The organism is Achromobacter insuavis, assembly GCF_902859645.1.
GTDB classification, from domain to species: domain Bacteria; phylum Pseudomonadota; class Gammaproteobacteria; order Burkholderiales; family Burkholderiaceae_B; genus Achromobacter; species Achromobacter insuavis.
The window spans coordinates 1-21,259 of record NZ_CADIJR010000098.1; the positions used below are offsets into that span (position 1 = coordinate 1).

Consider the following 21,259-nt stretch of genomic DNA (forward strand, 5'->3'; position numbering starts at 1 on the left):
CCGCGCGCCGCCGCCGACCGGCCGCGCTGGCGCAGCACGGCCTGGCCGGCCGGCCCCATCTGCCGCCACAGCTGCCGCTGGGCGGCGAACGCCTGGGCGTGGCGTTCACTGGCGGCGCACCACTGCTTGAATGCATCGGCTTCGCGCAACGTCGCCTGCCCGGATGCGATCAGGCGGATCCAGGCGCGGGCCTGGCGTTCGATGTCCGCCTGTCTGCGATCGGCGGGCTGGGTTGCGGTGTTCATTGCATGCTCTCTCGATGCCGCCGCGCCGCCACTGCGGGCGTTGGCGCGCGGTTTTTCCCCTTGACATCCATAGGACGACTCTCGCAGCCGGAACCCGCCTTATGGTGACAATAATTTACGTGTGCGCCGGGCACAGTACTCGTGGGCGTTGCGCAGCTCGCGTTCGACGGTGCGCAGCGAGACGCCCAGGCGCTCGGCGATGTCGTTCTGGGGCTGACCCTCGAGCCGCACGGCCAGCAGGATGTCGCGCTGGCGCGCCGGCAGCTCGCCCATGGCGCGGGTCAGCGCGTCGAGCTCCGCGCGCCCGGCGGCAATCTGCTCCGGCCCCGGGGCCGGGTCGGCGATGGCGAGCAGCGCGTCGGCCTCGGCGACGGTCAGGCGCCGGTTCTCGACCCGCTGCTGGTCCACCGCCACGTTCACGGCCATGCGCATCAGATAGGGACCGGGGCTGTCGACCGGACCCAGTTCCTCCTTGGCCTCCAGGCGCAGCCAGGTGTCCTGCAGGGCGTCGCTGGCCAGGTCCGGACAGCCCAGGCGCCGTGTCAGGCGCGCCTTCAGGTCGTCATAGCGTTGCAGCATGAAGTCGCGCAGGACCGACAGGCTGGTGGGCATCGTGGATCCGTGTCAGTGCGGAAAGGACCGACGCATGGCGTCAATACGCCGGGCAGCCCTGATCGTGTTCCGGCGACTCCGGCACGATCAGCATCACGAAGGGCTGCTCCAGGTCGGCCGGCGGCGCCTTGTCGAGCACGGTCTGGTCCAGCGCCAGCACGATTTCGCCGTCCTTGTCCATGTCGCCGGTCGAATCCAGCACCCGCGCATGTTCCACCCGGCCCATCGGCGAGACCTCGAAGCTGACCGCGGCGCGATAGCCGCCGGCGCGGGTCGCGGGATTGCGGCACAGCGCGTCGCGCACGCCGGCCTGGACCACGCCGTAGTAACTGCGGTAGAACGCGCCGCGGCTGGCGCTGGGACGGCGGCCCGGCGCGGCGCCGACCGCGGCGGGCCGCAGGATGACGGCGTTGGCGGCCGTGTATTCCACGGCCAGCCCCGAACCTTCGATCAGCATGCGCAAAGCCGCCTCCGGCGTATAGATTCCCTTGACCGCGGCCGAACGCCGCCCCACCGCCAACGCGGCGCGATACACCACCGAACTGCCGGTGACGTTGCTGTACTGCTCGAGTGCCGATTGCAGCGGCTGCGCCGGAAGGTCGAAGTCGAAGACGCGCATGACCGGCTCCTGCGCGCCGGCCTGGCGCCAGCACAGGACCGCGCACAGCCCCCACGCGATCCACCAGCCTGTCCAACCGCGCCGGCGGCCTTGCGCCCGCGCCCTGCCCGCCCTGATTGGCTCCAGATGCATGCCCAGCCCTTGTCGCGCCCCCGCGGCTGAAGGGGAGCCGCAACACGTCGTGCTAATCGGTGAATGGGCAATGTAGGTCGCGCTTGTGACTGCCGCATGACAGCCAATCGTCAGGTTTCGGGGCCACCGGGCGCCCCTAGCCTCCCGACAGGCCGCGCTGCTCCGGTTCGGTCAGGCGGGCCTTCTGGGCCGCGTCCAGCTCGCCATTGCCGAGCATCTGGAAGATGCTGCGCGGGTCGTAGCCCTGGAGCGGCGGCGCGCCGCCCGGACGCGGATTGCCGCCGGCCGCCGCGCCCGCCACCGGTTCGCTGCCGTAGCCCAGGATCTGCACGTTGATGATGGACGGCAGGTTGCGGCGCGCGGCGTTCTGCTGCTGCCGCGTGGTGTCCTGCGCGCTCTGGGTGGCGCCGGCCGCCGCCGCGCTGGCGCTGGTCAGCGCCGCGACGTTCACCGCCGCCAGCGTCGGCACGCCGGTGGCCTTGCCCTGCCCCACCACGTTGGCCGCGTTCACCACCTGCAGCGCCGCCAGGTTGACGTTGCCCGAGTAGCGGATGCCGGCCTCGCCCGCGTCGATGGTGCCCAGCGGCGCCACCAGGTCGACGTCGCCCGGCCGCACCTCCGGGATCGGGTCGAGGGTCGCGATGCCCGCGCCCGTGCTGGGCACGGTCGGCGACAGCGTCACGTTGCCGACATCGTCGTACAGGCGCCGCTGCGGCGTGTACACCACCGTGCTCTTGGACCCGCGGCCGCTGTTGATGTCGCCCTCGGCCGACCAGCCCAGGATGTTGCCGCCGAAGGTCGTCATGACCCGGCTCTGGCCCAGCAGGATGCTGCCCTTGGCGTACATCTGGATGTCGCCCGCGCCCTGGGTGATGATGCCGGCCGTGGATGGCGGCGGCAGCCCCTCGACGCCGAAGACCATCTTGCCGCCCGGCGCCAGCAGGTGGATCGCGCCGCCGAACAGGGTCTGGATGCCCGATCCGCCGAACAGGGTGATGTCGCCCTGGTAGTGGATCGGCCGCCCCTGCGCATCGGTGGCCGGATACAGCTCGGCGATGGCCTGGCGGCCGCGCGCATAGCTGCCGGCGCGCGGACCGGCGGTGTCGTTGTACTCGCGTCCGCCCGCGGTCAGCTCGGCGTAGTAGACCTGGCGCAGGAACACGCGCTGCTGCTCGGCTGGCAGCGCGTCGAAATAGGCGCGGGCCTGGTCCGCCGACCCGGTGTAGCCATGCTGCTGGCGCAGCCAGTCGGCCAGTTCGCCTTCGTAGGTCTTGACCGTCTTGCCGGGCTGGCCGGCCAGCGGCTGGCCCGCATCGGCGCGGTTGGCGGGGTCGAGATAGCGCCGCGCGAAGGCGGCGTAGTCGCCCTCGCCGCCGGCGCTGGCGACGATGCCGGCGCCTCCCCGGCCGGTGGCCTGGCTGCCGTCGATCATGCCCAGGCTGGTCAGGCGGCCCCTGTCTTCCTGCGTGAGGTTGCGGCCCGCGCTAACTTCCAGCCAGCCGGGGCCGGCCACGTCGACGTTGGCGTAGAGGATGTCGCGGCCGGCGACGATGCGCGAGACGTCGTTGGGCTGCTGGTTCAGGATCAGGGCCTTGAGGTTGACGATGTCGCCGCCGGCCTGGATGCTGACGGGACGGGCGGCGTGGTATTCGGCGCCGGCGGTGGTCGTTATCGTGCTGCCGGTGAACAGGCCCACGATGTCGCCACCCGCGTAGAAGCGCGCGATACCCGCATTGGACTGGGCGGGACGTCCCGCCGCCGTATTGAAGCCAAAGGCGAACACGCCGCCTTCCGCGCCGATGGCGTTTCCTGTCGTGACCGCCCCACCGTCCCAGGTCGCAAAATAAGCGGGCCGCTGCGGCGTGGGGACCGAGGCAGGATCCGCGCCGGATATGCTGGTGCGATAGCCCCCGCCGTACAGGCCGCCCTTGGCAAGCAGCTCGACGCTGCCGCGGTTGCCTGGCGCAAATACCCATTCCGACGTGGCGCTGCCGGGGCTGGCGTGATAGTAGATACTGCCGGAAGCCGCCACCGCGCTGAACCGCGACGGATAGGCGAACATGTTGGAGTAAGCGCTTGCCGTGTATTGGGTCGAATCCTTGCTCGCGCTGTCGTCGAAATGCGCCCCGGCAAAGGGCGTCACCGCCCCGCCGGCCGCGAACAGGTTCAGTGCCGTCCGTTCGGTCCACAGCGAGAACCAGTTATTGGCGCCGCCGGGCTGGGCAACGCCGTCCTTGATGAACGAGGTTGCGGAAAACTGGTACATCCTGCCGGCATCGCCCATCCCGCCCAATACCGCATCGCCACGCGCGCCAAGCTGGACAGTGGCATCGCCCGCCACGACCACCAATCCGCCGGACGGGGCCGCCAGTGTCGGGCGCAATGGATTCACGCCACGCGAGTCCGAGGGATCGGCCAGGCCATAAATCGGATCCACCCGCCCGATACTGCCCGCGCTGACGGAAATGGACCCGCGCAGATTGGTCAAGACGCCGTTCAGATCCGACGGCGCCCCCGTGATGGTCGGCACGCCCCCGCCTCCGCTGGCGGTCTTGAGCGGGTTCAAGGCGCCGCCGACGTGCAGGCTCAAGTCGCCCCCGCCTGTGGAAATCAGCCGGCCGTCGGGCGTGATGCGTCCCGTGCTGCCCACCGTCAGCGCCAGCCCCTGGCTCGTCGCGTTCGACGTATTGCGCGTTTTCAGCGGATTGAGCACGCCGGCGTCGCCGCCCACGTTCACGGAAAGATTACCGCCGCCCAGCGTGCCGAAGCCGGTGAATCCCTCGACCGAGATGCCGTCCACCGGCAACCCCAGATCCTGGAAGGCGGTGTAGAACGGCGTCGGAAGATAGGTGCCGAAGTTGATCCACCAGGCGGTTTGCAGGCCGATCTCCCGGCCCCCCTGCCGCCACAGCCAGTAGCCCGGATAGCTGCCAGGCGCCGCGGAGGCCCCACGCGCGTCCGCGCCATAGGTCGAGGCGGGCATGCCGCGGATCGCGCCGCGCATGTCGCCCTGCACATTGACCAGCACGTTGCCGCCGCGCTCGGGATACCAGGCGGCATACTGGTCGCCCGTCACCAGCGGCTCATAGCTGGCCGCCCCCGCGCCGAGCACGGAGCCATAACCTTCGAGCTGGTTGCGCCTCTCGACCTCGGATCGCGGCAAGTTGTAGGCATCGCGGCCCAACGCATCCAGGATGGGATTGCCCTGCGCGTCGCGGACCGTGTCCGACGGCGTGCCCGCGGTGTAGATGCCATAGTAGGAACCCTGCTGGAAATTGCCGCCGGCCAGGATATCCAGGTCGCCTCGCCCTGTGCGGATGACGCTGAAAATCGGCGTTTCACCCAACAGCATGCCGCCCTGATCGATGATGCCGAGATCAATGCCGAGGTCCTTCAGGTAGTGCGGATCCGACAGCTTCAGGTTACCGCGACCGCCCAGCCCGGAGGCCGGCAGTAGCGCCCGCGTGTCCGCCGAATCCAGGTCAGCCCCGCCGGCCAGACGCAGGCTCCACGACGAGGCGCCAGCCTTGAGCATGGGCGCCACCGCCCAGATGCGTCCTTGCACGCCCTCGTCATTCAGGTCCCGCAGATCAACGGTGGTACTCCTGAAGCGCAGGTCGGTGCCGCCCGGCAGATACGCTCCGGCGGCCAGCGACAAATCCCCGGACAGGGTCAGCAGGGAACTGAAGATCGACAGCGGCGTCCCCTTCGGCACGGTGAAGGCCCGCACCGGAATCGCCTGGTTCAGGACCAGGCCTGCCCCCAGCCTCGCGCCGGCAGTCAATGCCAGATCCGCCCGCAACACGCTGCCCTTGGCATAGAGCGTGCCGTCCGCGGCACGGATATCGGCTTCCAGCACCGTGCCGGCCGCCAGGGTCAGCGGCTGGGAAAGCTCGACCTGCGCGGGCAGCCGTGAATTCGCCTTGATCGTGTTGGCATTGATCGGCAAGTCGAAATTCAGGGATTCGTTTTCCGTGATCGGGAACGTCGTGCCGCCAGAGGTACCGCCACGCAACCTCACCGCGCGCGGCAGAATCAGACTTTGCCCGGCCAGATCCACGCCGTTGGCTTCGTCCGGATTGCGGCGGCCGATCAGGCGCCACGCGCGGGCATCGTCATCGGTGGCCAGCGGCGGCGCGAAGCCATCGGTGATACTGCCGTAGATGTTCAGGTCTCCCTTGGCCCGCACCAGCAGTACGCCCGCCTCGCCAAACCCGCGCCTGGCCGGGTCATTGCGGTCGGCGTTGGGGCCATAGCGGTAATTCGACAGGTCCAGGTCACCTTCGATCCGCAGATCGCCATCAACGCCGCGGCTGACGATCTCCACGCCCGGACGCAATGCGTATCCCTGCAACCGGGCGCGCAGCCCGGCATTGGCCAGCGCCGCGTTCATGTAGGCCACGCTGTCGGCGTCCAGCTGATCCAGGTAGGCCTGGGTGATGACCTGGGGCGTGCGGCCGGTGACGTCCGGCGCCGACGCCAGGGGCGCGTCGTCATAGCGCCGGAAGGCGTTGACGGAGACGCGCTCGGCGCCCAGCACGCGCGGCGTGCCGAGAATATCCAGCCCCACATCATTGCCGCCCACGCGCGGCGCATTCAGATCCAGGGTGCCGCGCGAACGGCCGTCGTTCATCCCCGGCGCGCTCCCTGAGGCCACGCCGGTACCGGCGCGCAGATCCACCACCGCGTCGGAGCCAAGCACCAGCCGGCCCTGGCCGGCTGTCAGCTCCACCACCGCGCGGTTGGGACTGTCGATGATGTCGCCGCGGCTGTCCACCCGCAGCAGTGCGCCATGCGCATCCAGCAAGCCGTTGACGATCAGGTCGCGCATTGCCGACAGGCGGATGCTGCCGACCTGCGCGCCGCTGGCGTCGATCAGGCCGTTCACCGTGAGGCTGCCGCCATCGACCGCGATGTTGACGCGCCGCGCCTTGACCTCGCTGCCGATCACCAGGTCGCCGCGCTTGATCTGGAAGGCGCGCGATCCGGTGATGCCGCCTTCGTTGAGCCGCTGGTTCAATCCGGCGAAATCCGCGATGGCCTGGGCCCGCAGCGCAATGCCGCCCGCGTCGAAGGGCACGATGGTGCCGCCCGCATCGTAGTCGCCGCTGGCCTGGCCCTTGATGACGCCGCGCAGATCGATCAGACCCGCGCCTGCCTCCAGGGCGGTGGCCGTGAGCCTGCCGGCCTGGTTGTAGCGCGCGGACAGATCGATGACGGAGCCCGCGACCTGCAGAATGTCCCCCTTTCGGCTCTCCAGCTCCACATCGCCGCCCCAGCCATAGCGGGTCTGGTCCATCAGGGTCACGGCACGGCCGGCCAGATCGAGGCGGGCGCCGCCGGCCAGCGTCAGGCCGTGCTCGGCCTGCACCGTCAGCTTGCCGCTCGGCAGCACAATGGCGCTGTCGAGCTCCACCCGACTACCCTGCAGCGTCAGCGTCGCGCCCCAAGGCGCCGTGGCATCGTCGGCCGCGGCGCCCGTGCCGGCAAGCCGCAGCAGATCGCCGGCCGTCAACCGCGTGACCGAGCCGTCCTCGCCCGTCACCAGGGGCGTACGCAGCACGAGCGTGCCGCCCTGGTACTGGAATTTTCCATCGACGAAGTTGCCGCGCGCCTGATAGACCTCCAGGCCGCCTTCGCCGCCCGCGGTGATGCGCTCGGCCGCCTCCATGTTCACCGTGGCGAATCCCAACGCCTGGCGCCGCATCTGCTGATGCGGGACCTGGAGCGTGCCATTGGCGTCACCCAGCACAATCCGGCGCGCGCTCAAGGTCAGGATGCCGGATCCGGTGCCGGCGCCACCGTTCGCGATGGCGCCAGGCTCCGCATTGGCGACGCCATTCCATACCAGTGTGTCGGTGGACAGCGTCGCGATATCCGTGGCCGACCCATAGCCGTAGATCGCGGGGGTATTCAAGACCAGTTGCGCCAGACTGGATTTGCCGGTGGCGGCATTCAGCGTGCTCAGGTTGACGCTGCCGAAGAAATTGATCGAGTCGCGCAACGAGAAGATCACCCGTTCCAACGCCGGCGCGCCGTTGTCGGCATCGCCGTCCAACAGTCGCCGCAGCAGATCCTGCGACAAGCGCAACCCCGTCGGCAGGACCCCGCGCGACCGGGCGTCGGCCAGGGCCGCTTCCGACCCCGCGTTCAAGCTGTTGGCGGCCACCACCAGATTGCGCGTGCCATAGCGCAGCGCATCATGCAGCACCAGGTTGTTGCTGCCGAAAACGATCGTGCCCTCCGAGTACAGTTGCGCCGCGCCGCCGCAGGCACCCGCCGGGCAGGCGCCGAGTTCGATCCTGCCCGCCTGGGCGCCGACGCCATTGGAGAAATCGAGCCAACCATTGGACACGGCCAGGATGTTGTTGCCGCCCGCGCTGCCATACTGGTAGCCCTGGCGTGCGTCGTACGGCGCGGCGCCTGCGCCCAGGGTATTGATGGAAGCGCCTTGTTCGAGCAGGATCGACTTCAATGGCGACGCGATCAGCAGGACCTCCGGTGCCCGCAAGCGCGCGCCGCTCCGCAGGATGATGTCGCTGCTGCCGGCCACGGTGCCCAGTCGGCGGTCCGCGCCCGTCGACGGCTGGTATGACCAGCCTCCCAGGGACAGGCGATCGGCGCCCACCGCGTTCAGGTCCGCGGCGCGCAGCGACAGGCCGGCATGGCCGGCCGTCGGCGCCGCGTTGACGATCTCGATGGCGAATCCATCGGAGCGGACCACCAATTGACCGCCGTAGCCGCCTTCGCCGCGACCGAAGCGCGCCTGCCCCTCAAACCGCAAGGCCGGCTCGGCCCCGGCCGCGGGAACACTGCGGTAATACAGTTCCAACGCCGCGGCGTCGGCGGGAAGCATGGGCCGCGGCTGGCCGCTGCGCGCCGCCTCGGCCAGCACGAACGCCCGGTAGTCCATTTCGTTGTACTGCGCATGCCGCCGCAGCACATCGCCCGGCGTGACCAGCGCCTGCCTGGGCATGGCATCCGTCGTACCGGTATTGGAAAGACCGCGCGTGGCCGCGACCGACCAGGACCCGCCCCGGGTCGTCGTTGCGCCGCCCCCCAGAGCGCCCTGCCCCAGTTCGACGCGGAAGGCGCCAGGCAGCAGCGCATAGTAGGACGGCAGCAAGGTGTACGTGCCGGCCGCCAGCCCGGGAATGCCGGCGCCGATCGTGATGGTCTCGCCAATGCGCGGACGCGAGCCCCCGTAGTTCGCGGCATCGTCACGCGGCGCCACCGGCGCATAGCCATCCGCCAGACCCGGCATGATCGCGTAGACCGGCCGGTCGGCCAAAGTCGGCAGGTCGAATTTTCCGGTCGCCGCATCGAAACGCGGCAACGGATGGAAAAGCGGATCGGTCGAGCCCCCTCGCCCGCTCACGAACGCCGCGCCGGCCAGCGTGCCGCCGCCGGACAGATCGATGACGGCGCCCGCATCCACCGAGACCGCGCCCCCCGACAATGAGATGCCGCGCGCCAGTTTGAAGATGTCCATGCCGCCGACGCCCAGGGCTTCCACTGCCAGGCCCTGGTACAGGTAGCTCAGGCCGTCCACGGTACCGCCATAGGGCACGGTCAGCCCCGCGGCGCTGACCGATGTCAGGCTGCCCGGCAGCAATCTGATCCGCCGGCTGGCGTCATCGATCCCGATGCCCATGACGATGCGGCCGAGCGGCGCATAGACATTGCCGCCCTGTTCAATGTTGGAAGCGTTCAGCGTCAATGTGCCCAGGACGGACAAGGGCGCCGCGCCCGCCTGAGGGCCGGCCACGCCCTCGATCCGGATGACCCGGTTGGCATCATAAGGCACGCGGACGCCCTGCCACCCCGCCGCCACCAGCCCCTTGGCGCCCGTGGCTGGGTAAATGCGCTGCCCCGCCAGCACCACATCGCCCGGGGAGAGAACGGCGCTGGAATCAGCCTGACCGCTCATGGGCATTTCGGAGCCCGGATTCGCTGGCAGGAACCGCACGTCGCCCTGGCTGCGCAAGGCCAGGCCGTCATAGCCCCGGCGCTCGACGGCCTGCTGGACACCGCCACCCAGCTGCACGGCGCCGGACATGCCGATGCTGACCCGGTTGCGGATGTCGATATGCTGCGCCTCGACCTGCAGCAAGGCGGCCGCCGGCAACGCGGACGGCTTCCAGGCGTTGAGCGTGGCGTCGACCTGCTGCGCGATGCTGGCAGACAGGTTGGTCCGGCCGCTCAGCAACACATAAGGCGCAATCAAGCGGACAGTGGCGCCCGCCTGGGTGTTGCCCAGCGCGCCCTGGTACAGGCTGATCGATTGCCGCGCCCGCAGCGTCACGTCACCGTCGAAGGTCAACAGGTCGCGGGCGTACAGCGACACGTCGCCGAAACCGCCGGCGACGATCTGATCCGCGCCGATCCGGCCCAGGCCGTAGGTCAGCGCGGCCGTCGCCGCATTGGCGTCGGCCGGGAGCAGGCTAGCGCCCGCCTGCTGCGAAATGAGCAGTTCGCGCGGGCGGATCAGCGCTGGCGCGGTGCCGGTGGCATAAAGCGGCGTTTCGAGCTTGAGCGACAGCGCGCCGCCCGCCGCATTGGCGCTGCCGGCCGCGGCCCGCATCGCGCCGTCCAGGTAAAGCCCGGCCATCGCGCTCAGCGCGATTTCCCCGCCCCGTCCGCCGACCAGCCGGGCGCCGGCGCCGGTGCCGTCATCCTGCAGGATATCGACCGTCATGGCCGTCCCCGACGCGTCCAGCGTCGCGCCCGGGCGGATCACCACGAATTCGCCATCGACGGCAATGCGGCCGCCGTCGAGTTGCTTGCCGTAGCGGCGACCTCGCGCATCGACCGCGGTCGCGGCGATACCGGCCACGTCCAGCCGCGCGCCCGACTCGATCCACACGGAGTTGGGCAGGCCGCCCAACTGCGCGACATTGCCTTGGTCATCCGCCCCACGCGCCACCACGATCTGGCCGCCCGGCGCGCGCAGCGTGCCCTGGATGCGCATCAGGCCGCGAGACTGCAGGCGGATGGACTGGCCCGGATCCACCTGCACCAGCGCGTCCTTGCCGATGTCGAGGGTGCCGGCCGGCGATGGCGTCGAGGGCACGAATGACGACAGCGACAGGCTGGCGCCCTGGCGTTGGGTCATGCGGCCGGTCGCCGCGTTTTCCTGGAACAGCGGCGGCGTCCACAACGCCAGGACGTCGTCGAACGCGGCCGCCTGCGGGTCCGGCCTGTCGGAGGCCAGTCGATAGACCGGCATGGACACGTCCAGCCGCATGCCGTCGGCCACCTTCAAGCCCTGGTCGCCATTGATGTCGTAGCGCGCGAAGCCACGCTGGAACAGGTCACCGCGCAGGACCACGCCGCCGGGCCCGGCGTCGGCATCGGCATGGTCGCTCAGCAGCGCCCGGCTGGCGGAAATACGCAGGCTGCCGCCTCCCGCCACGCCATAGCCCCGCACGTCGCCATCCAGGGTCACCCCGACCGGTCCCGGACCGGCCACGCTGCCGTTCAGGCTGACCATTTCGAGCGCCACGTCGCCGCCCTTGCCGCCCGCCAGCTTGCCCTTGACGTCCAGTACCGCGCCCGACCGCGCATCCAGCAGGCTGCCGGCCGCCAGCGCCACCGCGCCGGTGCCGCGCAGCGAAATCTGGCCGCCATTGCGCCACACCGACGCATCCGCGTCCTCCGGCGAGCGTCGCAGGTTGGCCCACAGGCCGCTGACGTCGATCGTGACGCCCGGCGCGACTTCCACCCGCGCGGAGGTATTGGCGGCCGGCGCCAGGAAGGTCTCGCGCTCGACGCTGGCCAATACGTTGCCGGCAGCGACCCGGCCGCCACGCGCCGTCAGGTCGCCCTGGATGGAAACGGTCGGCGCGTAGAGTTCGATCGAACCGCCGGCCGCCACCTGCAAGTTCTGCCGAACCGTGACGTCGGACCCGGCGATGGCGGTGATCTGGCCGAGATCCAGCGCGCCGGCGTCCAGCCACACGGCGTCCCGGCGCGCGGCCGGCAGGGGGTCGTTGAGCCCCAGCCGGGCCGCCAGCGGCGGCACATCGTCGGCAAACAGGACCTGTCTCGCCGCCCCGGCCAGGTCATAGCCCCAGCTGGTGGTGCCGCCGTTGGTGATCTGCCGGGGCACGTAGCGACCGACGATCAATTGCCCGGCCTGCGCCCGCGCCAGCTGCGATTGCTGATAGCCGGTCTGCTGCCGCAAGCCCGCTTCCACCGCCTGGCGCGCCTGCGTCTGGCGCTCTCCCTCGAACGCGACGCCGACAATGGCGCCCTCCACCACCGCGGCTCTCGTGCCGACGACCAGCCGGCCGGCATCGCGGCCGGCGGTGTAGCCGTCCTCGTAGCGCTCCCGCGGCGCCAGCAGCGCGTTGTAGAAATAACGCGTCGCGTTCTGGCCCCAACGTCCATGGGTGTCTTCGTAACCGCGGTACAGCCCCTTGTAGAGCAGATCGCCCGGCGCCCGGGAGACCTCGTACAGGCGGCCATCGTCGCCCCGCACCCAGCTTTGTTTGATATACCCGCCCGCCACGTCGAGCGTGCCGCCGGAGATGTTGATGAGCGACCCCTGGCGGGTCACCAGTTCACCGCCTTCCACCGTCACCGTGCCGCCCACCGCGGCCCATTCGCCGATGCCATGCCGGCTGGTGCCCAGATAGCCGCCCACCTCCAGCAGGCCGCCCGCGGTGTACCAACGCTCGCGCTCATAGCCATTGACGCCCTTGGCCACCTGCACCAACGCGCGCCGATCCACCCAGATATCGTTGTTGTTCAAGAGCTTGCCTTCCCGATTGACCGGCGCGTCGCGCAGCTCGTTGCCTTGAACGTTGACCTTCAGGTTGTTGGACTCCATCGTCACCTTGACCCCGACGGCGCCCGCGACATCCAGCAGCGCGCCGTCGTTCAACAAGGTGCGGCGATTCGCCATGATGGAGATCTGGCCGCCAGTGGCCAGGGCCAACGCGCCATCCTGCGCCTCGATCGTGCCGCCGCTGGTCAGCTCGATGCGCGACTGGTCGCGGCGATCGGGCAGGCTGGAAAGGTGATCGAACGCCTGGCCCGCCGCCCTGTACGCGTCCGCCTCGTCCAGCACCGGACGCACCAGCGCGTCGCGCTGGGTATCCAGCGCGGTCGCGCCGTCGTCCTGCAGCAGGATCGTGGTGGTGGAATCCTTGCCCAGCAGAATCGTGCCACTGGTGTCGCTGGCGGAATTGAGCAGGTGTACCGTGCCGCGCGTGGTCACCGAGGTGCTGGACACCGCCACGCCCAGCTGGCGCACGTCGTGCCCGGTCAGCGTGATGTCACCCAGCGGCGACTGGATCAGGCCGGTGTTGGCCACCGCGCCTGCCTGGCTCCCCGCATTGCGGCGCGCCGACACTTCGTTGCCGCGCGTGGTGGAAATGGTGTTGACATCGGATCCAAGACCGCGCCGGATGATGAACGTATCACCCGCCGCCAGCACGGCCTGGCCATTCGGCGTCGATATCTGGCCCGCATTGTGAACGTCGCGCCCCAGCAGCAGGACATAGCCGCCGCCTTGCGTCACGCTGTCGGGCGCGGCGGTCTGGATGCGGGCGCCCGCTTCCACGCGCACGCCCGCGCTGGCATTGCTGGCCTGCGCCCCATTGCCCAGGCCGGTCAGGTCGTTACCGAAACTGGGGGTATAGCGCTCGTTCACGCCGTCGCCGGCCTTGGCGCTGTACAGGCCCTTGCGGAACTGGTCGTCGCTCATGCCCACCGCGGCGGCCACCAGGTTGCGGGTGTTGACCTGGCTGCTGCCGGAAAAGACGATACCGTTGCGATTGATCAGCATGACGGTACCCGGAGCCTCGATCTGCCCCTGTATCTGGCTGGGACGCGCGCGCGGGTCGTTGACCCGGTTCAGCACCGACCACGACGCGCTCTGTTGCTGGAAGGACACCGTGGTGTTGCGTCCGACGTTGAACGTTTCCCAATTCAGGATGGCCTTGTCCGCGGTCTGTTCGACAGTGACAACGGTACGGCCGCCGCGCACCGACTGCGAATCAGGCGTCAAGGCGCGCGCGTTGATCCAGCCGGCCGTCAGCGGATTGGCATCCACTTTCAGACCGCCCTCACCGATCCCATCCGGTACGGTGATCGCCTGATTCATCGCTGCCTGGCGTGCCGCGGCCTGCGCGGCCTGCTGCGCGGCGATGGCCGTGGCGCTGCGGTTCAGATTGGCCAGCGAACGCTGAAGCTGTTCATTGGCACGCTGCTGGTCGCGCAGCGTCGACGGAATGCCCGCCAGTCCGCCGCCTGGCAGGCGCCCGGTGGCGGCGGTCTGGGCCTGCGTGGCCCGCTTGTCGGAGAACCAGCCCGGCCCGAAGGCCGGGCCGGCGGCCAGCGCCGGCGTGGCTGACAAGGCCAGCACCAGGGCGTGCATGGCTGGCGACAGCCGGAATGCGGGAATCCCCCGTTGTTTGCCTTTGCCGCCTCGGGATGCGCTGCCTGTGTGCTGGTTCATGCGGGTTCTCTGATCCTGGATGTCTGCGCCGCTGCTGGCGGCTGTCGCTTTGGGGGCCGGTGCCGCGTCACCGCGCGCGATCACGGCGTGCGCGACCGCGCGCGGCGAATCACCGCGGCTATGGGTAATGATGTGTCCGCCAGATGACAGCGGCGGGAAAAAAGGTGTGGAGTGGCGTAACAGTGCCGTTCGCGGCCGGTCAGCCACGTCCAGCGATGTCGCCGCACACGGTGGCGCTGCCGATATTCAACCTGGCGGCGGTCCCCGCCGGCGCCACGAACGTCGCCAGCAACCTGGCCCGCAACATGGCTGGCAATGGCACCAACTGATGATTGGCGACGCGCGCCGTGTCGTTGTAGAGACGCGTCAGGAACAGCCGCACGGCGGCTGCCGCCGCCGGATCGCTGTAGCACTGGCTCAGGACGATATTGGTCGAGCCCACGATCGGATAGCCATTGCGCGGATCCGGTTGGATGCGCACCCAGTTGGACGGATTGGCGGCATTGTTCGCGGACGCCCAAAGGGGGGCCGCCGGGCTGCGCTCGATCACCTGGCCACCAGGCCAGCCCGGCGCGCCGTCGGATTCCATGGCGGCCACGACGTTGGCAGGCGTCGGCGAATAGGCCACGCCGTCGTTGCCATTGACCAGCCAGGCCTGCTTCAGGCCGCCGGAATAGGTGGCATCCGGTCCAATGTAAGTGATGGCCGACACATGGCCCGCCATGGCGACCGCGGCCCCGCCGTCGCCTCGCGCCGCGACGAAATGGGCCGGCAGGCCGCCCGGGGAAAACTCTTCCGGGAATACCTCCTTGCCGCTGAACGCCTTCGGCGCGTTGACGCGGCAGGCCTCCTGCAGGTGCCGCGTCAGCAGTTGCGAGGTGCCGCTGCCATCGGCCCGGTACACCAGCTTGAAGGCGTCCAGCGACGGCGAAACCGTCACGCCCAACTGGCTCCACCGATCGATCGCGCCGCCAAAGATGGCGCAGAGCTGGCCGCGGGTCAGGGTCACAGGCTGCGTCGGTCCCTTGTAGGCGATCGTGATCGGCACGTAGGCGGCCGGCAACTGGATCAACGGGCCATGGCTGGCCGGATACCCCTGCCTGCCCCACCCGTCCGTCAGGTAGCCGGCAATCTGGGCCTGCGTCAACGGCAGTTCGCTGCCTGCCCAGTGAACCGCGCCGGTCCGGTTGAAGGCGCCCGGCTCATTGAGCAGGAAGGCCCGCAGCCCGGCCGCGCTGCCGGCGCCCGCGTAGGGCTGCAGCCCGCCACCTGGCAGGTCGGCGATGGCGTCCTGGTATAGCGGCGCGGGCAAGGTGGCGCCGCCAGAGACGACGTTCTGCGCCAGCGCGGCGCCGCCCGGAAGGGCGAATGCCGCCATCAGGACAAGTCGAAGGCATGCGCGCATCATTGACTCCTGTGAGACCGACGGCACGGCCGGACACTCGTCAGCCGTGGCCAGCGTAGTTGCCGCACACGGTCGGATCAGGGGATCCGCGCACGAAAAAAAGGGGAGCCACCGACAAGCATCAGTCGCTCCCCCTGTCCTGCGGTGACTACCGGTTCAACTGAACGACCTGAAGATCAACCACGGCCGGCGTAGCTGCCGCAGATGGTGGCGTTGTTGATGTTCAGGTTGGCGGTCGTGCCGTTGACGAACGCGGCCAGCACGCGAGCGCGGTTGGTGTTGGTCAGCGGAACCAGCTTGTGCTGGTCGATCTTGCCGGGGTTGGCGCCACCGACCACCGAGTTCGCCGCCGAGTAGTGCGAGGTCAGGAAGCTCTTGATGGCGTTGGCCACGGCCGAGTCCGTGTAGCACTGGCTGATGACGAAGTTGGTGTAGCCGACGATCGGGTAGCCGGTGGACGGATCAACCGACGAGCGCACCCAGTTGAACGGGTTGGCCTGGTTGTTCGTGTTGGACCAGTTCGCGCCCGAGGGATTGCGTTCGATCACGCCGTTGGCCGGCGGCAGGGCCGCGGTGCTGCCCAGCGCGGTGCTGACGTTTTCCGAGTCCGGCGAGAAGCCGCCGGCGGCTTCGTCGTTGCGGTTGACCAGCGCAGCCTGCTTGAGCGCGACCGTGAAGGCGGGATCCGGGCTCAGGTAGGTGATGGCCGAATCCTGGGCGTTGATGGCCGTGGCCACGCCGCCGCTGCCGGTGGCGGCGATGAAGTTGGCCGGGGGCGTGTTGCTCGGGAATTCCTGGGCGAACGTGCTCTTGCCCTGGAACGCGACGTTCGAGTCGGCGCCGCACACGGCTTGCAGGTGGCGGGTCAGCAGTTCGCTGGTGCCGCTGCTTTCCGAGCGGTAGATGACCTTGAAGGCGTCCGGGGCCGAACCCGACGACACGCCGACATCGCTCCACTTGGTGAACTTGCCCGACAGCACGCCGCACAGTTGCGCCTTGGTCAGGGTGATATCGGCCGTGGGGCCCTTGTACGAGATCGTGACCGGCGTGCCCACCGACGGGATCTGGATCAGCGGACCGTGGCCGGTCGGCGTGCCCAGCTTGCCCAGGCCGGTCGTCAGGTAGTCGTTGATCTGCACTTGGGTCAGGATCGAATCGCTGCCGATCCAGTGGACCACGCCGGTGCTGTCGAAGCCGACGGCGCTGTTGGTCAGGAACGCGGTCTTGCCCGCGCCGCTGCCCTTGCCGACGTAGGCCTTGAACGTGGACGCCGGGAAGCTGTTGATTTCGTCCTAGTACAGGGGCTGGGGCAGCGTCGCGCCGCCGGACACCACGACCTGTTGCGCCAGGGCGGCGCCCGACAGGGACAGCATGCCGACCGCCGACAGCGCGGCGACCAGGGAATTGCGATTGAACATGTCTTGCTCCTTGCACTCGTTTAGGAGAGAACTGCTTGTGGAGAAAAGAACGGATGGACCCGAGAACGCATCCGGCGGCACTCTGCAAAGACCGGCCTGACGCGTTGAAGACATGTTGATCAAGCGAGGTGACAGCGACGGGAAAAAAGGTGTGGAGTGAGGTAAGAATGTGCGGAGATGTGCGGAGTTCTCGCGTTTCAAGCGCCGCCCTCACCCCACCATCTGGTTGATTTCCATGATCGGCAGCATCACCGCCAGCACGATGGTCAGCACCACGCCGCCCATGATCAGGATCATCAACGGCTCCAGCATCGCGGTCATGGCCATGGCGCGCCGCTCGATGTCGGCCGACAGGGTCTGCGCGGCGCGCTCGAGCATGCGCGACAGCGTGCCGGTCTTCTCGCCGCTGGCCACCAGGTGGCACAGCAGCGGCGGAAAGACTTTCTGCTGGCGCAGCGCCGCACCCAGCCCCGAACCGCCTTCGATGCGCTCGGTGGCGTCCAGCACCGCGCGCCGCAGGCACTCGTTGGCCAGGGTCTGGCGCGCCGCCTCCAGCGCGCGCAGCAGCGGCACGCCGGCGTCCGCCAGGATCGCCAGCGTGGCGGCGAAGCGCGCGGTGTTCACGCCCAGCGCGAAGCGGCCGATCATGGGCAGCCGCAGAATGCGCGCGTGCCACGCCAGCCGCGCCGCCTCGGCGCGCTGCGACAGCCGCCACAGGCCGAACAGCAGCGCCGCCGCCAGCGCGTTCAGGCCGCCCCAGGCACGCACGTAGTCGCTCGCGGCCAGCATCGCGCGGGTGATCCACGGCAGTTCCTGGCGCGCCTGCGAAAACGCGCTGACCACCTGCGGCACCACATAGGCCAGCAGGAACACGACAATGCAGATCGACACCACGCCGACGATGGCGGGATAGATGAAGGCGGTCAGCACCTTCGCGCGCAGGGCGTTGCGTTCCTCGATGTAGTCGGCCAGCCGCTCCATGATGCGCGCCAGGTCGCCGGAGTCCTCGCCGGCCTTGATGAGCGCGCGATAGATCGGCGGGAAGTCGCGCGGCCGCGCGTTCAGCGCGTCGGAAAAGCGCTGGCCGCCGCGCACGTCGGCGCGCACGCCCGAGAAGGTGTCGGCGATGTGTTTCTTCTCGGCCTGCTCGACCGTGGCCGACAGCGCGCCTTCCAGCGGCAGGCCGGCGGCCAGCAGGCTGGCGAGCTGGCGCGTGGCCCAGGCCAGGTCGCTGTCCGACAGCTTGGCGGCGAACAGCTCGATCGAGCCGGCGCCGCGGCTGGCCGTCAGGCGCAGCGCCAGCGCGGTCAGGCCCTGGGCCCGCAACTGCGCGCGCGCGGCGCGGGCGGTGTCGGCGCTCAGCACGCCGCGCTGGATCCTGCCGTGCGCGTCGGCCGCCTCGAAACGAAAATCCGGCATGGTCCGCCCTACCCGTCCCGCGTGACGCGGATGATTTCCTCGCGCGAGGTCTGGCCGGCAAGCACCCAGCGCTCGCCGTCCTCGCGCATCAGTTTCATGCCGGCGCGCTGCGCGGCCACGCGCAGCTGCTGCTCGCCGGCGCCTTCGTGGATCAGGCCGCGCTGCGCGTCGTCGACGATGTACAACTCGTGGATGCCGGTGCGGCCGCGGTAGCCGGTGTGGTTGCAGGCCGGGCAGCCGACCGCCTCGAACAGGCCCGGCTCCTGCGGCGACGGCCGGCGGCAGTCCGGGCACAGGCGCCGCACCAGGCGCTGCGCCAGCACCCCCAGCAGCGATGAAGCCAGCAGGAAGCGCTCCACGCCCATGTCGGTCAGCCGCGTCAGTGCCGACACCGCGTCGTTGGTGTGCAGCGTCGCCAGCACCAGGTGGCCGGTCAGCGAGGCCTGCACGGCGATCTGCGCCGTCTCCAGGTCGCGGATCTCGCCGATCATGATGACGTCCGGGTCCTGCCGCAGGATGGCGCGCAGCGCCACCGCGAAGCTCATGTCGATCTTGGCGTTGACCTGGATCTGGCTGATGCCCGGCAGATCGTATTCCACCGGGTCCTCGACCGTCAGCACGTTCGAGGTGGCGGCGTCGATCTGCCCCAGCGCGGCGTACAGCGTGGTGGTCTTGCCGCTGCCGGTGGGACCGGTCACCAGCACGATGCCGTGCGGCTGGTGCACCAGCCGGTCCAGTTCGTGCAGCACGCCCGGCGCCATGCCCAGCTTTTCCAGCCGCAGGCGGCCGGCCTCCTTGTCCAGCAGGCGCAGCACGGCGCGTTCGCCGTGGCCGGTGGGCACGGTAGAGACGCGGATGTCGATTGGCCGCCCCCCCACCCGCAGCGCGATGCGGCCATCCTGCGGCAGGCGCTTCTCGGCGATGTCCAGGTGCGCCATGATCTTGATGCGCGAGATCAGCGCGCCGTGCAGCGCCTTGCGCGGCGACACCACGTCGCGCAGTCCGCCGTCGACGCGGTAGCGCACCACCGAGTGGGTTTCGTAGGGCTCGATGTGGATGTCGCTGGCGCCGTCGCGCGCGGCCTGGGTGAACAAGGCGTTGATCATGCGGATCACCGGCGCGTCGTCCTGCGCGTCCAGCAGGTCGGTGACCTCGGGCATCTCGTGCAGCAGCCGGTCGAGGTCGACCTCGTTCTCGGCTGCGCCCACCACCGAGGCCGCGTCGCCGGCATCGGCGTAGGCCGCGGCCAGCAGGCCGTCGAGTTCGGCGTCGGCGACGCGGCGCAGCGGCAGCGGACCATAGCGGCGCCGCGCCTCGGTCACGGCCCAGGCCGGGGTCTGGTCGGTGATGACCAGTTCGCCCACGCCGCCGCCATGCCAGAGCAGCAGCGCGCGGTGCTGGCGCGCCCAGGCATAGGGCAGCTTGAGCGGCGGACGGCTGTCGTCGCGGGCGTTCATGGCGACAGCACCAGTTCGGGCTGGTAGCCCAGCTCGCGCAGCAGCTGCAAGGCCGTGTCGACCGAGCGCTGGTCGCGCGGCACGCTGGCGCGCACCACGTAGCCGGATCCGCCCGGTCCCAGCAGCGCGTACGCCTTCAAGCCGCTGACCTGGACCCGGCGGGCGATCTGGTCGGCCTCGCGGTCGGTCGGCGCGTCGGCGAACTGCAGCACGCTGGTGGTGGCGTTCGTCTCACCATAGAGCGCGGCCGGATCGCTGGCCAGCGTCAGCCCGGCCGGCAGCCTCGTGCGCACCGGCGGCTCCTGGCCCTTGTCGGGGTCGGCCGGCAGTTCGCGCCGGCGCGACTCGGTCTGCGTGGCCGGCGGATCGCGCCGCAGGGTCTCGGCCAGGGCCGGGCCGCGCAAGTCGTACGGGTCGCCCGCCACCGGCACGCCGGCCGGCGGCAGCACCGGCGCCGTCATGTCGGGCAGCAACGGATTGCCGGCCGGCTGCACCCGGCTCTGCGCGCGCCGCATGAAGTTGTAGCGGCTCTGCGTCAGGCCCTGCCCGCCCGCCGAATCGCGCACCACGTAGGGCCGCAGGAACACCATCAGGTTGGTCTTGACGCGTTCGCGCGTGTCGTAGCGGAACAGCGCGCCCAACACCGGGATCGAGCCCAGCACCGGCACCGCGTCGCGGCCGTTGACCACGCTGTCTTCCAACAGGCCGCCCAGCACCATGATCTGGCCGTCGTCCAGCAGCACGCTGGTGTCCATGGCGCGCTTGTTGGTGACCAGGCCGGCGGCGGCCTGCGACGTCTGGTTGTCGATGTTGCTGACCTCCTGGTAGATGTCCAGCTTGACGGTGCCCCCTTCCGAGATCTGCGGGCGGATGTTGAGCTTCAGGCCGATGTCCTCGCGCTGGATGGTCTGGAACGGGTTGCTGTTGGTGCTGCCCGGCGTCACGTACTGGCCGCTGACGAACGGCACCGTCTTGCCGACCATGATGGAGGCCGGCTCGTTGTCCAGCGTCAGCAGGTTGGGCGTGGACAGGATGTTGCTGCCGCCGGTGGTCTGCAGCGCCCGCGCCAGCATCTGCAGGTTGGCGACCTCGCCCACGCCGGGGATGTTGATGGTGCCGCGCACCACGCCGACGCTCAGGCCCCGGGGCAGCGCGTCGATGCTGTTCTTGGCGCCCTGGGCGATGCCGCTGCCGCCGAAGTTGGCGCCGCCGTAGACGCGCCCGCCGCCCAGCATCCACTGGATGCCCAGCTGCGAGGCGTCGCGTTCGGTGACCTCGACGATCAGGCTTTCCACCAGCACCTGGGCGCGGCGCTGATCGAGCAGGTCGATGACCTTGCGCAGGCTGCGGTACATCGGCTCGGGCGCGGCGATGATGAGCGTGTTGGTGGTGGCGTCGGCCTGCACCGTGACGCCGCCGGCCGCGAACGCGCCGCCGTCGCCCTTGCGCCCGGCGCCGCCCTGCAAGCCGCCCTCGGCGCCGCGCG

General features: G+C 69.8%; 10 protein-coding genes. All 10 read right to left on the bottom strand.

All coding sequences use genetic code 11. From position 1 onward, the window contains the following. The coding region (locus tag H0523_RS28485; RefSeq protein ID WP_180180227.1) for a DUF4880 domain-containing protein at positions 1 to 245 on the bottom strand (245 nt) is incomplete at its 3' end. 99 nt (positions 246 to 344) lie between these two features. After that, entirely contained in the window at positions 345 to 857 is a 513-nt protein-coding gene (locus tag H0523_RS28490) for an RNA polymerase sigma factor (RefSeq protein WP_054435530.1), read from the bottom strand. Positions 858 to 897: 40 nt separating this feature from the next. Next, on the bottom strand, positions 898 to 1,476 hold the full coding sequence (locus tag H0523_RS28495; protein ID WP_054435532.1) for a secretin and TonB N-terminal domain-containing protein: 579 nt from the start codon (positions 1,474 to 1,476) through the stop codon (positions 898 to 900). Between the two features lie 268 nt (positions 1,477 to 1,744). Then, positions 1,745 to 14,074: a filamentous hemagglutinin family protein gene (locus tag H0523_RS28500; protein ID WP_082412433.1), complete on the bottom strand. Its 12,330-nt coding sequence runs from the start codon at positions 14,072 to 14,074 to the stop codon at positions 1,745 to 1,747. 199 nt (positions 14,075 to 14,273) lie between these two features. After that, positions 14,274 to 15,452, bottom strand: a complete 1,179-nt coding sequence (locus H0523_RS28505) for a PstS family phosphate ABC transporter substrate-binding protein (protein WP_231690003.1) — start codon at positions 15,450 to 15,452, stop codon at positions 14,274 to 14,276. Between the two features lie 203 nt (positions 15,453 to 15,655). Next, complete coding sequence (locus H0523_RS28510; protein WP_257225180.1) at positions 15,656 to 16,765, bottom strand: substrate-binding domain-containing protein; 1,110 nt, start codon at positions 16,763 to 16,765, stop codon at positions 15,656 to 15,658. Between the two features lie 6 nt (positions 16,766 to 16,771). Next, positions 16,772 to 16,897, bottom strand: a complete 126-nt coding sequence (locus H0523_RS32375; RefSeq protein ID WP_257225179.1) for a hypothetical protein — start codon at positions 16,895 to 16,897, stop codon at positions 16,772 to 16,774. A 210-nt stretch (positions 16,898 to 17,107) separates the two neighbouring features. After that, the gene (gene gspF / locus H0523_RS28515; RefSeq protein WP_054435538.1) at positions 17,108 to 18,316 is read right to left on the bottom strand and encodes a type II secretion system inner membrane protein GspF; all 1,209 of its coding nucleotides are present in this window, start codon (positions 18,314 to 18,316) and stop codon (positions 17,108 to 17,110) included. A gap of 8 nt (positions 18,317 to 18,324) precedes the next feature. Continuing rightward, the gene (gene gspE, locus H0523_RS28520; RefSeq protein WP_054435540.1) at positions 18,325 to 19,773 is read right to left on the bottom strand and encodes a type II secretion system ATPase GspE; all 1,449 of its coding nucleotides are present in this window, start codon (positions 19,771 to 19,773) and stop codon (positions 18,325 to 18,327) included. Beyond that, positions 19,770 to 21,259, bottom strand: a 1,490-nt coding sequence (gene gspD / locus H0523_RS28525; protein WP_156333597.1) for a type II secretion system secretin GspD, incomplete at its 5' end; no start/stop codon positions are given. The genes gspE and gspD, both read right to left, overlap by 4 nt.